The following is a 13250-nucleotide window of genomic DNA, read 5'->3' as shown; positions in this document are numbered from 1 at the left end:
GAGTTGTGTATAACGAGGTGGCTTTAACGGCATTGTGACCGAATGTTGCGAGTACATCAACGACTGCCTGAGGTAGCGGCACTGTGGATGGTCAGCCTCAACAGAGCACTTCTGAGCGATAAATGACCTCAGCAGTTCCTAGCATGTTCAGTGTGATTAGCAACCTGCTTCGGATCATACAGCGGCGGACTGTCGGGGAGCCTTCTCTGTACTCTCTTCCGAGTCCCTCACTAGAGCCGTCACATTGAGTGAGCTAGACGATAGCTCGTAGAATGAAGGTCATGGACCTAGCAGGGCTCTTCTACCGTGAAACGACTGTTGAGCGCGGATGCACATGGAGTGCACACACCGCCCCCCAAACCCGCATGAACACTGACCTTACGGTCCAATCCATCATGGGGGCGCAAAAAAATGGCGGCATTGCCGGAGCAAGGCCGCCGTTCTCCATTCACTACCGCATCAACGGTTGCGCGTCACCCGCCACACGGTATTGGCCAGGTCGTCCGCGACGATCAGGGCCCCGCGCGGATCGACGGTCACACCCACCGGCCGGCCGCGCGTCTTGCCTTCCTCGGTACGGAAACCGGTGACGAAGTCGATCGGTTTGCCGGCCGGACGGCCGTTGGCGAACGGGATGAAGATCACCTTGTAGCCCACCGGCGGATTGCGGTTCCAGCTGCCATGCTCGCCGACGAAGGCGCCGTTGGCGAACTTCTCGCCCATCACCGGCGACGAGAAATGCAGGCCGAGCGCGGCCACGTGCGAGCCGAGGCTGTAGTCCGGCTTGATGGTGGCCTTGACCTTTTCCGGGTCGCCCGGCTTGACGCGCGGATCGGCGTTCTGGCCCCAGTAGGCGTAGGGCCAGCCATAGAAGCCGCCTTCGCGCACCGAGGTCAGGTAGTCCGGCACCAGGTCCGGCCCCAGCTCGTCGCGTTCGTTGACCACCGACCACAGCTGCCCGGTTTCCGGGTTGATGGCCAGCGCCGTCGGATTGCGCAGGCCCGTCGCATACGGTTTATAGGTGCCGGCAGTGGCGTCGATCTGCCACACCATGGCGCGGTCGACTTCGGCTTCCATGCCGCGCTCGGTGATATTGCTGTTCGAGCCGATACCCACATACAGGTAGCGCCCATCGGGGCTGATCGTCAGCGCCTTGGTCCAGTGGTGGTTGATCTGCGATGGCAGGTCGGTGACCTTGGTCGGCGGGCCGTCGGCCTTGGTCTGGCCTTCGGTGTAGTTGAAGCGCACCAGGGCGTCCTGGTTGGCCACGTACAACTTGCCGTCGGCAAAAGCCAGGCCATACGGCGCGTTGAGGTTTTCCGCGAATACCGTCTGCACCTCGTACTTGCCGTCGCCGTCGGCATCGCGCAGCAAGGTCAGGCGGTTGCCGCCTTTGACCTGGGTGTTGCCCTTGGCCTTGATCTGGCTGGCAATCACATCCTTGGGCTTGAGCTTGGCCGCGCTGCCGCCCCTGCCTTCGGCCACCAGGATGTCGCCATTGGGCAATACCAGGCTCTGGCGCGGAATCTTCAGGTCGGTGGCAATGGCCGTGACACTGTAGCCTTCGGGAACGGTCGGTTTCTGCTCACCCCAGGCCACCGGCTGAGCGATCTTCATGCTCGGCAACAAGCCACGTTGTGGCTCGGGCAAGCGCGGGTCCGGGCCATGGGCCTGGGTAGGCTCGCCATCGCCACCACAGGCACTCAACAGCAGCGCCACACTCAATACACTCAACGCGTGCAAGGGCTTCATGCTTCACCTCCAGAACGCAGGTTGCTCAAGCCGGTCCAGGCTGCGGCCAACGCCAGTACGCTCACGACCACCGACAGCACCAGCCCTGCCGGCATCACCGCCCAGGCGTCCTTGGCATGCTCGAAGGCATTGATCAGGCCAAGCACCCAGGTCACCAGCAGCAGCACGAAATACAGCGTCGGGCGCCCGCCTTTGCGCTCGGCGCGGATCAGGTTGGCCAAGGCAAACAGCAGCGCCAGCCCGCAGAACAGCAAGGCCCCGGCGATCAGCCAGGCGGCGAAGTTGCTCCACTGGATCTGGTAGCTGTTGTAGTAGGCGATATCGCTCAGCAGCGCGCCCAGGAACAACGGCACACTGCCGGCCAACAGCAGGGCGTGCAGCGGGCTGGGGGTGCGCCGGTAAAGGGTGTGGTCGGATGTGGTCACGGTGCCTCCTTTTCATTCGGTGACCCAGGCTGACAGGGTGGCCATCAGCCGTGCGCAGGGTGCGCCTAGCAAAGGAGCCCTGCGCATCGCCGATAGTTCACCGCTTCGCTGCAATGAAACATCTTGTAAGAACCGATCCCCCCAGCGTGCACACCATTGGGCTCAAGCAACCAGCAGCGCCTCAGCAGATGCCCTGACAGGCAAAACCCCAGGCATTCATTGATTGAAGTTATTGAAGGCAACCGCTGTAAGAAGTTACTGACAACCCAACTTAGAACTGGACTTTCGTACAACACAACAGCGAAGAATGCCCTGCAAAAATCTCAAATTATTTCCCCACTTGCGTTGCTCTGACCGGCGCGCTAACACTGGTGCCATCACGCACTGGAGGAAGCCCCATGTCTCATCTTGCCCAGTTCCGCGCCCTCGAATGGCTACTCGCCAACAAGAAAGACGAACTACAGTTCATCAAGGTTGACCCCCAGCTTCGCCGCGAGCTGGAATTCGAAAGCAAACTGCACGACCTGCTGGCCGAATATCAATTCGGTTTAAGGCAGGTGCTGAGCATCATGGCACCTGAGCAGCGCAACACGTTCGACCTGTTCACCCGGCAACCCCACGCACTGGTTTCACCGACCGGTTTCCGGGCGCGGCTCAGCAAGTTTTATCAAAACCCCTATACCGGTGAAGTTGTCGAAGCCAAGAGCACCTTGCACAAGACCTTGCGCCAGTGGATCAGGCAGTACAGCCGCGCCGAAGTGGAAAGCTGGGTAATACCAGGTGCCCTGCTACCACGCAGCCTGCGCGAATAACCAGCGCCGGCTCAGCGCTCGCCCTGACGCCTCGCCAGCACTCACAAGCGTTCGGTAACCGAACATTAGCCCGCCTCTTGAATTGACGCTGCCGCCCGCACTGCTCACCATGCACCGGCCTTGCGTGCACCCTTGCCTGGGAAATGGTCACGCACCCGCAGCACCGCAGTTGAATACAATTTCAAGAAACGAGCCGTCATGAACAACTCCAAGACTCACCCCGCCGCGCCCCGGATGCCCCAGGGTTCGATCGGCGACAAGCTTCGCGCCGCCTTCGGCGTTGGCAAGACCCGCTGGGGCATGCTGGCCCTGGTGTTCTTCGCCACCACCCTCAATTACATCGACCGCGCCGCCCTTGGCATCATGCAGCCTGTCTTGGCCAAGGAAATGAGCTGGACGGCGATGGACTACGCCAACATCAACTTCTGGTTCCAGGTCGGTTACGCCATCGGCTTTCTGTTGCAAGGCCGGCTGATCGACAAGGTCGGCGTCAAACGGGCCTTTTTCTTTGCCGTGCTGCTCTGGAGCCTGGCCACCGGCGCCCATGGCTTGGCCACCTCGGCTGCCGGTTTCATGGTTTGCCGCTTTATCCTTGGCCTGACCGAAGCCGCCAATTACCCGGCTTGCGTGAAAACCGTGCGCCTGTGGTTTCCGGCCGGTGAGCGGGCCATCGCCACCGGTTTGTTCAATGCCGGTACCAATGTCGGCGCCATGGTAACCCCAGCGCTGCTGCCACTGATTCTGGCCGTGTGGGGCTGGCAGGCCGCATTCATCGCCATGGGCTGCCTGGGCCTGGTGTGGGTAGTGCTGTGGCTGGTCAAGTACTACAACCCTGAAGACCACCCGACAGTGCGGCAGAGCGAGGTGCAGTACATCCAGCAAGCTGTCGAGCCCGAGCCGACCCGGGTACCGTTCAGCCGCATACTGCGCCTGCGCGGGACCTGGGCGTTCGCGGTGGCCTATGCGATCACCGCACCGGTGTTCTGGTTCTACCTGTACTGGTTGCCGCCCTTCCTCAACCAACAGTACAGCCTGGGCATCAATGTGACCCAGATGGGTATCCCACTGATCATCATCTGGCTGACGGCCGATTTTGGCAGCATCGGCGGTGGCATTCTGTCGTCATGGTTGATCGGCCGCGGCGTGCGCGCCACGACGGCGCGGTTGCTGTCCATGCTGGTCTTCGCCTGCACCATGGTCAGCGTAGTGTTGGCCGCCAACGCCAGCGGCCTCTGGGTCGCGGTGGCGGCCATTTCGCTGGCGGTGGGGGCGCACCAGGCCTGGACGGCGAACATCTGGAGCCTGGTGATGGACTACACGCCCAAGCACCTGGTGAGTACCGTGTTCGGCTTCGGCAGCATGTGCGCAGCCATTGGCGGGATGTTCATGACGCAGATCGTCGGCAGCGTGCTGACGGCTACCCACAATAACTATGCCGTGCTGTTCACCATGATCCCGGCCATGTACTTCCTGGCGCTGGTATGGATGTACTTCATGGCGCCGCGCCAGGTCGAAAGCGCCTGAGGCGCTGCTCAGTTACCTCTACGGGGCCCTTGCGGGCCCTTTTTTTGCGCCACCGGTCAACGAAGGCGCCGCGCCGCACTGGCCACTGTCAGACCTTGGCCAATACCGCCCTGGCGTGGTCCAGCGCCATGCGCGCACGCTGTTCGCCGCTGATCCCTTGTTCCAGCAACTGCCGGGTAGGGATTTCCAGGCTCAGCGGGAGGGTGGCCGGTAGCGCACGCAGCAGCCCGACCAGATCGGCATCGCCATCACCCGGGAAGCGCCGTTCGTTACGCGCCTGGCGCAGGATTTCGTCCATGTCGGCCGGCACTGGCCCCGCCACGTCGCACAATTGGGCATAGCGCATGCGTTGCGGTGCCAACTGCGCCAGGTCGCTCAGCGCAGAGCCGGAGCGGTTGAAATGGAACGCGTCCACCAGCACGCAACCATTGGCCTGATCGGCGTTGGCTACCACGCGCATGGCCTGGCGCAAATCGCGTACGTCGGTCCAGGGCATGAACTCCAGGTGCGGGTGGATGCCATGGCCCGCCGCCAGTTCGCACAGCGCGGCAAAGCGCTCGGTGAGCCGTGCTTCGTCCGGGTCGTTGCCTGCCACCAGCAGTTCGGTACCCCCCAGCTCGGCACCCACCGCCAGGATGGCTTCGAAGTCCGCCACGCAGGTGTCCGGCTTAAGGCGCAGGATCTCCAGGTCCAGCACCTGGATGCCGGTATCGCGCAGGCGTGCCTGGGTCTGCCTGCGCAGATCGGCATTGGCCACCAGCGGGTAGTGCTGTTCCTGCTCGGTGGCCGGCACCAGGCGCAGGCCAACATGGCTGTAGCCAGCGCGGGCAGCAGCCTCGACCATGTCTGGCGGGGACAGTTCGAGTACCGTCAGGGCCGCGAGGGAAAATATTCGATCAGTCATTCGTCGTCACCAGAAAGAGGGTATCAGGCAATGTGCTCGGGAGCACAGGCGCGGCCGCTGGCGGCAGCCTGGCGGATCGCTTCGATCAGTGCCAGGGTGCGGCCAGCGTCGGCGGCATCGACCAAAGGCGGCTGTTCACCGCGGGCGACCCGCACGAAGTGCTGCAACTGCAGGGTCAATGCTTCACCGGCGGGTATGCTGTGCTGGTGCTGCAACAACGGTGTGTGCCACCCCGAACCCGGCTCGGCGTAGTGCCAGTGCTTGAGCTGAGGAATGCTCAGCGAGCCCTGGGTGCCGGCCAGTAGATAACACGGCTGGCCATCCTGGCGCGGGTAGACCGGGCTTTCACCCGAGTCGAGCTCCCAGCTCCAGGGCGCCGCTACGGCGTCCGAGCCGGTCAGGCTACCCAAGGCGCCATTGGCGAACTGCAACAGCACGGCGGCACTGTCTTCGTTGGCGAACCCGCGCACGTCGTTGCGGGTGAAGGCCTGCACCTGTACCACCTCGCCGCACAAGTAACGCAGCAGGTCGAGGTCATGGATCAGGTTGGTCAGCAAAAAACCCGCACCCGGCTCGCGGCGCCAGGCGGTGTCGAAGTAGCTGTCGGGCTTTTGCAACTGCCACAGTGCGGTGACATTGATCAGCCGGCCCAGCTTGCCTTCGCTGATCACCTGGTGCGCCTTGGCGATCAATGGATTGTGCCGACGATGGTGGCCGACCAATACCGGTACCTTGCACCGCCGTGACGCCTCGACCAGCGCCCGCACCTCCTGCAGCTGCACGCCCACCGGTTTCTCCACCAGTACCGGCACGCCGGCTTCGACGCAATCCAGCGCAGTGGCCACGTGCTGGTTGTTCGGGTTGGCGATGATCACCGCCTCGGGCTGCACGCGTTGCAGCATCTGCCGGTGGTCGGCAAAGTACGGCACGCCGCAGTCGACGGCGAAGGCTTCGGCCTGCGGGCCGGGGTCGGCCACCGCGCACAACCGGGCCTGGGGTACATTGCGCAAGTGCTGGTAATGCTGGCGGCCCATGATGCCAGCGCCGACCAGGGCGATACGAAAGGGTGCGTTCAACAGCCTGTCCTCTTGTCATTGTTGTAGTGCGAATATGAAACTGCGTTCCAAAATTCACACTGGACAATTTAGAACCAGGTTCAACTTTTCAGAAGAGCCTGCTGAACAGACTGTGCGGTAATCGACCGGAATATCCCTCAGGCAAACAGTTCGCTGGCGTGGCTGGCGGCAGACAGTTCCTCGGTAGCCGCCAGCAATAGGGGGGCCAGCTCGGCCAAACGCCTTTGCGCCAGGCGTGCACTGGGCCCGGCAATGCTCAGCACGCCAATCACCTCGCCGCTTTGCGGGCGCCGTACCACCGCAGCCAGCGCCGAGGTGCCCACCGCCGAGGTTTGCTCGACCCAGGCATAACCCACCTCGCGGGCGCGGTGCAGGTAGGCGAGCAACTCGTCGGTGGTGCGCGGCGCATTCGGGCCGAACTGGCTCGGGTCGGCGATGCCCTGGCGCAGCACCATCTGCAGCGCCTGCTCATCGTCCAGGCTGGCCAGCCAGGCGTGCCCGGACGCGGTGTAGAACAGCGGCGCGTCGCGCCCCATGTCCGGGTCGTAACGCAACCCGGAGCGCGCGCCCTGGGACTTGGCGATCCAGGTCTGCCGCCCCCCATCGATGACACCAAGGCGCACCAGCTCACCGCTGTCCTGGGCCAGGCGGTCGAGAATCGGCTGAATGACATCGGCACCACTGCTGGCCAGGTAACGGAAGCCTTGGGCGACTAGCTTGGCCGACAGCTGATAGCGGCTGTTGTCACGGTTCTGCCGTACGTAGCCCAGCCGCATCAGCTCGGCCAGCATGCGGTGCGCGGCGCTTTTAGGGATGTCCAGGCGCTCGGCCAGGGTTTGCACTGCCAGGCCCTGGGGCTCACCGGCAAGGCTCTCTACAAGATTGAAGGCGCGTTCGATCTGACTACCAGCCATGACACAGGTCCTTGCTACGTTTTGCGAATTCTAGAAGATGATTCCACATCGCCGACAGGGTACGCATGCCAGCTCCTGCCAATTGTTCGATTATCGCCCGCTTGTTGCGCGGGCGGTCAGCCCTACCCTTGCGGATCGACACGGGCCAAATAAGAATATAGAACCACGTTCCAATAACAATACAGGATTAGTGCGATGCCCCCTGCCCCCTTCAAAACCGAATGCGATGTACTGGTAATAGGTTCAGGCGCCGCCGGGCTGGCCGCCGCTGTAACAGCTGCCTGGCATGGGCAAAAGGTGATTCTGGTAGAAAAGGAGCCAGTGCTGGGCGGCGCCACGGCCTGGTCCGGCGGCTGGGCCTGGGTGCCGCGCAACCCGTTGGCGCGCCGCGCCGGCATCGATGAAGACATCGAGCAGCCACGGACCTACCTGCGTAATGAGCTAGGTGCCCATTACGATGCCGAACGGGTGGACGCCTTCCTTGAAGCCTGCCCCCACATGGTGGCGTTTTTCGAGAAGCATACGGCGCTGCAGTTTGCCGACGGCAATGCGATACCTGACATGCACGGCCACACCCCTGGCGCCGCCGAAGGTGGGCATCAGGTGATTGCCGCACCGTACGATGCCCGTGAGGTGGGTGCACTGCTGCCACGCCTGCGCCAGACCCTGCGCGAAACCTCGTTCATGGGCATGCCGATCATGGCCGGCGCCGACCTTGCCGCGTTCCTCAACATGACCCGTTCGCCCAAGGCCTTGCTGCACGTGTGCAAGCGCTTCGGCCGGCACCTGTACCACCTGGCCCGCCATGGCCGGGCCATGCACCTGGTCAACGGCGTGGCACTGGTGGCGCGGCTGGCCAAGTCGGCGCAGGACCTGGGCGTGCAGCTGCAGGTGTCGGCGCCGGCCAAGCATTTGCTGGTCGAAGCAGGCCAGGTGTGCGGCGCGCTGGTGACGACCCCGCAAGGCGAGCAGCGTATCCGAGCCAAGGCAGTGGTACTGGCAGCGGGCGGCTTCCCTCACGACGCTGCCCGGCGCCGGCAGCTGTTCCCCCGCGACGCCAGCGGCCACGACACCCTGGCCCTGCCGCCAAAGGGCTGCTCTGGCGATGGCCTGCGCCTGGGCGAGGCAGCAGGTGGCGTGGTGGCCACCGACCTGCAGTCGCCGGTGGCCTGGGCGCCGGTTTCGCAGGTGCCGCATGGCGATGGCACTGTCGGCCATTTCCCGCACATCATCGAACGGGGCAAACCGGGCATCATCGGGGTGCTGGCCAACGGCAAGCGTTTCGTCAATGAAGCGCACGGTTACTATGACTATGTGGCAGCCATGGTCGCGGCAGTGCCAGCGGACCAGGAGGTGTGTTCGTGGCTGGTGTGTGACCACCGTTTCCTACGCCGTTATGGCTTGGGCCATGCCCGCCCGGCGCCACTGCCGGTGTGGCCGCATATGCGCAGTGGCTACCTGAAACGTGGCGCCACACTCGAAGCGTTGGCGGTTGCCTGCGGCATCGATGCGGACGGGTTGCGCGCCACCGTCGAGGCCTTCAACAGCCCTGCACGCCACGGCCAGGACCCGGCCTTCGGCCGTGGCTCCACCGCATTCAACCGCAAGCAGGGCGACCCGCAACACCCAGGCCCCAACCCGTGTGTGGCGCCAATCGAACAGGGCCCGTTCTACGCGGTGAAGGTGAAGCCGGGTTGCTTTGGCACCTTTGCCGGGTTGCGCACCGATGGCCAGGCACGGGTACTGGATGCCAGCGGCCAGCCGATCACCGGGCTGTACGCGGCAGGTACCGACATGGCCAGTGTGTTCGGTGGCTGGTACCCGTCTGGCGGCATCAACCTGGGGCCCGCATTGACCTTCGGCTACGTGGCCGGGCGGCATATTGCCGGGGTGCAGGCGTATGAGTAAGCGGCCGGCGGCAGGTCGTGCTTGCCGCCGGCCCGGGTTCAGCCGCGCAGCTGGTACCAGGTGGTCTTGAGCTGCGTGTACTTGTCGAACGCATGCAGCGACAGGTCGCGGCCAAACCCCGACTGTTTGCCGCCACCGAAAGGCACTGTGACATCCAGTGCATCGACCGTGTTCACCGACACGGTACCGACTTTCAGCGCCCGCGCCACGCGGTGCACCTGGTTGAAGTCGTCGCTCCACACCGAAGCCGCCAGGCCATAGATGCTGTCATTGGCCAGGCGCACCGCCTCCTCTTCACTGTCGAAGGCACTCACTGCCAGTACCGGCCCGAACACTTCTTCCTGCGCCAGGCTCATGCTGGCATCGACCTCGGCGAAGATGGTCGGCTCGATGTAGTTGTCCGACCCGCCGATATGCAACCGCCGACCGCCACACACCAGCCGCGCGCCCTCTTGCCGCGCGCGGTCGATGGCGGCCTGGATACGCGCTGCCTGGCCAGCATCGACAATCGCCCCGGCGCGGCTGGCCGGGTCCAGCGGGTTGCCAGGCTGCCATTGCCGGGCCTTGGCCTGCAGGCGCTCGATGAACTCATCGTGGATGGAACGCTGCACATACAGCCGCGAGTTGGCGGAGCAGACCTCACCCTGATTGAAGAAAATACCAAAGGCCGCCTTTTCCGCAGCCAGGTCCAGGTCCTGGCAGTGCTCGAACACCAGGTTCGGGCTCTTGCCCCCGCACTCCAGCCATACCTGCTTGAGGTTGGACTGCGCCGCGTATTGCATGAAGTACTTGCCCACCTGGGTGGAGCCTGTGAACACCAGGCAATCCACGTCTGGGTGCAGGCCCAGGGCCTGCCCGGCCTGCTCGCCCAGGCCCGGCACCACGTTCAGCACGCCTTCGGGCAAACCGGCTTGCAGGGCCAGTTCGGCCAGGCGCAAGGCCGAGAACGGCGACTGTTCGGCCGGCTTGAGCACCACGCTGTTGCCCGCGGCCAAGGCCGGGGCCAGCTTCCAGGCGGCCATGTCCAGCGGGAAGTTCCACGGCACCACTGCCGCCACCACGCCCAAGGCCTCACGGGTGATGGTGGCCAATGCATTGGTGGCGGTCGGCGCCACCTGGTCGTAGCGCTTGTCCAGCGCCTCGGCATACCAGGCAAATACCTGCGCCGACCCGGGCACATCGATGTTGTAGGCGTCCATGACCGGTTTGCCCATGTTCAGCGAGTCCAGCAACGCCAGCTCTTCGCGGTGGGCCATGATCAGTTCGGCCAGGCGCTGCAGCACTTGCTTGCGCTGCCCGGGGGCCATGCGCGCCCACGGGCCGTGCTCGAAGGCCTGCCGTGCGCTGGCCACGGCCAGGTCGACGTCGGCCTGGGCGCAGGCGGCGACCTGCGCCAGCACCTGGTTGGTGGCGGGATTGATAGCGGCAAAGGTCGCGCCACTTTGGGCCTTCACGGCGTTGCCAGCGATCAGGGCGCTGGCCGGCAAGTACAGGTCCGCAGCGCGTTGCTGCCAGAATTCGAGGGTGTACATTTGTACTCCTTTCAAGCGGTTGTGCTGACGGACTGTCAGAGCTTGCCAACCAGGCGCGCCGTGCGGTCAACGGCGATGCGGGTTTTCTCCACCAGCTCATCCAGCTCGCTGTGGTTGGCGATCAAGGCCGGCGCCATGATCATCCGCCCCAGGGTGGAGCGAATGATCACCCCCTCCTCGAAGCCGAAGGTCCGGCACTGCCAGGCCAGGTCGTTTTCATTGGCAAAGCGCTTGCGGGTAGGCTTGTGCTCTGCCAGTTGCAGCGCCGCCACCAGGCCTGCGCCCTGCACCTGGCCAATCAGCGGGTGGTCGGCAAACACCTCGCGCAGGATGCGCTGCAGGTAGGGGCCGGTGTCGTCCTTCACCTGGCGCACGATGCCTTCGTCACGCAGGGCTTTCAGGTTGGCGATGGCCACCGCCGCTGCCACCGGGTGGCCGGAATAGGTCAGGCCGTGGGCGAACACCCCGCCCCGCTCCACCAGCGCTTCGGCTATGCGCTTGCTCAGCACCAGCCCGCCCATGGGTACGTAGCCGCTGGTCAGGCCCTTGGCTATGGACAGGGTATCGGGCTGGAAGCCGAAGTATTCGTGGGCAAACCATTCGCCGGTACGACCAAAGCCACCAATCACCTCGTCGGCACACAGCAGCACATCGTACTGGCGGCAGATGCGCTGGATTTCCGGCCAGTAGCTTTCCGGCGGGAAGATCATGCCGCCTGCGCCCTGGAACGGCTCGGCAATGAAGCCAGCAACGTTTTCGGCGCCCAGCTCCAGGATTTTTTCTTCCAGTTGCAAGGCACAGCGGCGGCCGAACTCGGCCGGGCTCAGCTCACCGCCTTCGGCGTACCAATAGGGCTCGTCGATGTGCGCCACATCCGGGATCAGCCCGCCCATTTCGTGCATGAACTTCATGCCACCCAGCGCCGTGGCCGCCAGAGTCGAGCCGTGGTAGCCATTCCAGCGGCCGATCATGATCGTCTTGCTTGGCTGGCCGACCACCTGCCAGTAGCGGCGCACGGTGCGGATCAGCACCTCGTTGGCCTCGGATCCGGAGTTGGTGTAGATCGCATGGCTGTAGTGCCCGGGCAGCAGGCTGAACAGCAGCTCCGAAAGCTCGATCACCGCCGGGTGGGTGGTGTGGAAGAACATGTTGTAGTACGCCAGCTGGTCCATCTGCCTGGCGGCAGCGGCGGTCAGGTCGCGGCGGCCGTAACCGAGCTGGGTGCACCACAGCCCGGACATGCCATCCAGGTATCGCTTGCCCTCGCTGTCCCACAGGTGCAGGCGCTCGCCACCTACGATCACCCGCGGCCCTTCGGCGTTCAGCGCCTTCTGGTCGAGGAAGGCATGGATGTGGTGCGCGGCGTCGGCTGCCTGGTAGTCACGGGTCTGGCGTTGCGGGGCGAAAGGCGCATTCATTGTTGGTTTTCCTTTGCGGTGGGGTGCACGGCAGCGGCGCTCAGCGCCGCTTGCCCATATAGCTTTCCAGCGGGTCCTTGCCCAGCACGCCCTGGGCATTGGCCAGCGCGTCGATGAACAGGGAAAACAGCTCGGACTGGGTGCCGATATCGAGCTTGGCGTAGACGTTCTTGCGGTGCGACTTGATGGTGTCTTCCGACACACCCAGGCGCTCGGCCAGCGACTTGGTCGAATGGCCGCGCAAGATCAGCTGGGCAATGCGGCATTCGCGCTCGGTCAGCAACGAGCTGCCGAAGTTGTTCAGCGCAGCGTGAATACGCTGCTCAAGGATGTTCTCGAAGCGCCCGGCACGGCTGTCGACGCCGGCAAAATGCTTGCCGAGTAGCGCCAGCACCCAGGGCGTGATGTGCCCGAAAAGTGCACGGGTTTGCGGGTCGAGCTTGTCGGTGAAAGCCAGCGACACGGCCAGGCTCTGGCCGGGGGCCAGCTGCAGGATGTAGTTGAGTTCGTCTGCCAGGTGCGAGTGGCGGTAGAACGACTGGTAGTACTCGCTGACCTCAAAATGGTCGGGTGCCACCTCGAACAGGCCGTAGCAGCCAGACCCCAGCTGCTCCACGCAAGCACCGTAGAACGGGTCGAGCAGGTAGAAACCCGACAGGTAGCGGCTGACGTTACCCTCGGGCTGCCAGGGCGCATTGTCGTCCTGCTCGAACAGCGCGCAGGGCATGCCGTGGTGCGGGTACAGGTACACCGTGGTGGCCTGGATCGGCCGGATCACGCCCAGTGCTGCAAACAGGTTGGCGGCGAAGCCAGGCCGGCCGATTGCCTCGGTGACCTTGGCCTGGTGCTCGAACCACTGTTCTGAAAGCAATTGGATAGTCACAGTCGGCCTGCCATATGGAGTAAGGCACCGCCGCCAGTGCGGTGCGTGGTTGGGCAGATACTCCCATGGCAGGGGAACCTGCGGAATCACCCTTTGGGGTGA

11 protein-coding genes are annotated in these 13250 nt (G+C 64.0%); 3 read left to right on the top strand and 8 right to left on the bottom strand.

Annotated features, from left to right (window positions below):
• Positions 1-459 precede the first annotated feature (459 nt).
• Together B3361_RS17680 and B3361_RS17675 are read right to left on the bottom strand one after the other, a co-directional pair.
• Positions 460-1752 (bottom strand): PQQ-dependent sugar dehydrogenase, encoded by a 1293-nt coding sequence (locus B3361_RS17680; protein WP_286920296.1) that lies wholly within the window; start codon positions 1750-1752, stop codon positions 460-462.
• On the bottom strand, positions 1749-2177 hold the full coding sequence (locus B3361_RS17675) for a DUF2231 domain-containing protein (protein WP_029885640.1): 429 nt from the start codon (positions 2175-2177) through the stop codon (positions 1749-1751). Before B3361_RS17675 ends, B3361_RS17680 begins: the two co-directional genes overlap by 4 nt.
• A 398-nt stretch (positions 2178-2575) precedes the next feature.
• Here B3361_RS17675 and B3361_RS17670 point away from each other — a divergent pair, with 398 nt between their 5' ends.
• Together B3361_RS17670 and B3361_RS17665 are read left to right on the top strand one after the other, a co-directional pair.
• Positions 2576-2989: a histone-like nucleoid-structuring protein, MvaT/MvaU family gene (locus tag B3361_RS17670; protein WP_154211475.1), complete on the top strand. Its 414-nt coding sequence runs from the start codon at positions 2576-2578 to the stop codon at positions 2987-2989.
• Positions 2990-3223: 234 nt separating this feature from the next.
• A complete protein-coding gene (locus tag B3361_RS17665) occupies positions 3224-4513 on the top strand; it encodes an MFS transporter (protein ID WP_371105816.1) in 1290 nt (429 codons plus the stop codon).
• A gap of 88 nt (positions 4514-4601) precedes the next feature.
• Here the strand turns inward: B3361_RS17665 and B3361_RS17660 are convergent, their stop codons facing one another.
• The 3 genes from B3361_RS17660 to B3361_RS17650 form a co-directional block, all read right to left on the bottom strand.
• A complete protein-coding gene (locus B3361_RS17660) occupies positions 4602-5417 on the bottom strand; it encodes a sugar phosphate isomerase/epimerase family protein (protein ID WP_054905639.1) in 816 nt (271 codons plus the stop codon).
• 23 nt (positions 5418-5440) lie between these two features.
• Entirely contained in the window at positions 5441-6493 is a 1053-nt protein-coding gene (locus B3361_RS17655) for a Gfo/Idh/MocA family protein (RefSeq protein ID WP_082414701.1), read from the bottom strand.
• 137 nt (positions 6494-6630) lie between these two features.
• Entirely contained in the window at positions 6631-7407 is a 777-nt protein-coding gene (locus B3361_RS17650; protein ID WP_054905640.1) for an IclR family transcriptional regulator, read from the bottom strand.
• Positions 7408-7602: 195 nt separating this feature from the next.
• On the opposite strand from B3361_RS17650, the gene B3361_RS17645 reads away from it, so the two are divergent.
• Positions 7603-9315 carry an FAD-dependent oxidoreductase gene (locus B3361_RS17645; RefSeq protein WP_054905641.1) on the top strand — a complete coding sequence of 571 codons (1713 nt, stop codon included), beginning with the start codon at positions 7603-7605 and terminating at the stop codon, positions 9313-9315.
• A 38-nt stretch (positions 9316-9353) separates the two neighbouring features.
• Here B3361_RS17645 and B3361_RS17640 read toward each other — a convergent pair whose 3' ends face one another.
• Genes B3361_RS17640 through B3361_RS17630 form a run of 3 tightly spaced genes read right to left on the bottom strand, consistent with a single transcriptional unit; the run spans position 9354 to position 13148 of the window.
• Positions 9354-10847 carry an aldehyde dehydrogenase gene (locus B3361_RS17640; protein ID WP_054905642.1) on the bottom strand — a complete coding sequence of 498 codons (1494 nt, stop codon included), beginning with the start codon at positions 10845-10847 and terminating at the stop codon, positions 9354-9356.
• A 35-nt stretch (positions 10848-10882) separates the two neighbouring features.
• Positions 10883-12265 carry an aspartate aminotransferase family protein gene (locus B3361_RS17635; RefSeq protein WP_009685103.1) on the bottom strand — a complete coding sequence of 461 codons (1383 nt, stop codon included), beginning with the start codon at positions 12263-12265 and terminating at the stop codon, positions 10883-10885.
• A gap of 40 nt (positions 12266-12305) precedes the next feature.
• Entirely contained in the window at positions 12306-13148 is an 843-nt protein-coding gene (locus tag B3361_RS17630; protein ID WP_054905643.1) for a helix-turn-helix transcriptional regulator, read from the bottom strand.
• Positions 13149-13250 lie beyond the last annotated feature (102 nt).

The organism is Pseudomonas sp. UBA6699 (assembly GCF_002454615.1).
Lineage (GTDB): Bacteria > Pseudomonadota > Gammaproteobacteria > Pseudomonadales > Pseudomonadaceae > Aquipseudomonas > Aquipseudomonas juntendi.
The sequence above is the reverse complement of the archived record's forward strand: the minus strand, read 5'-3'. Positions and strand labels throughout refer to the sequence as shown.

Bases quoted from the DNA above. Each gene is read 5' to 3' on its own strand.
- B3361_RS17680 (WP_286920296.1), bottom strand. From the start codon at position 1,752: ATGAAGCCCTTGCACGCGTTGAGTGTATTGAGTGTGGCGCTGCTGTTG.
- B3361_RS17670 (WP_154211475.1), top strand. From the start codon at position 2,576: ATGTCTCATCTTGCCCAGTTCCGCGCCCTCGAATGGCTACTCGCCAAC.
- B3361_RS17640 (WP_054905642.1), bottom strand. From the start codon at position 10,847: ATGTACACCCTCGAATTCTGGCAGCAACGCGCTGCGGACCTGTACTTG.
- B3361_RS17650 (WP_054905640.1), bottom strand. From the start codon at position 7,407: ATGGCTGGTAGTCAGATCGAACGCGCCTTCAATCTTGTAGAGAGCCTT.
- B3361_RS17665 (WP_371105816.1), top strand. From the start codon at position 3,224: ATGCCCCAGGGTTCGATCGGCGACAAGCTTCGCGCCGCCTTCGGCGTT.
- B3361_RS17635 (WP_009685103.1), bottom strand. From the start codon at position 12,265: ATGAATGCGCCTTTCGCCCCGCAACGCCAGACCCGTGACTACCAGGCA.
- B3361_RS17645 (WP_054905641.1), top strand. From the start codon at position 7,603: ATGCCCCCTGCCCCCTTCAAAACCGAATGCGATGTACTGGTAATAGGT.
- B3361_RS17660 (WP_054905639.1), bottom strand. From the start codon at position 5,417: ATGACTGATCGAATATTTTCCCTCGCGGCCCTGACGGTACTCGAACTG.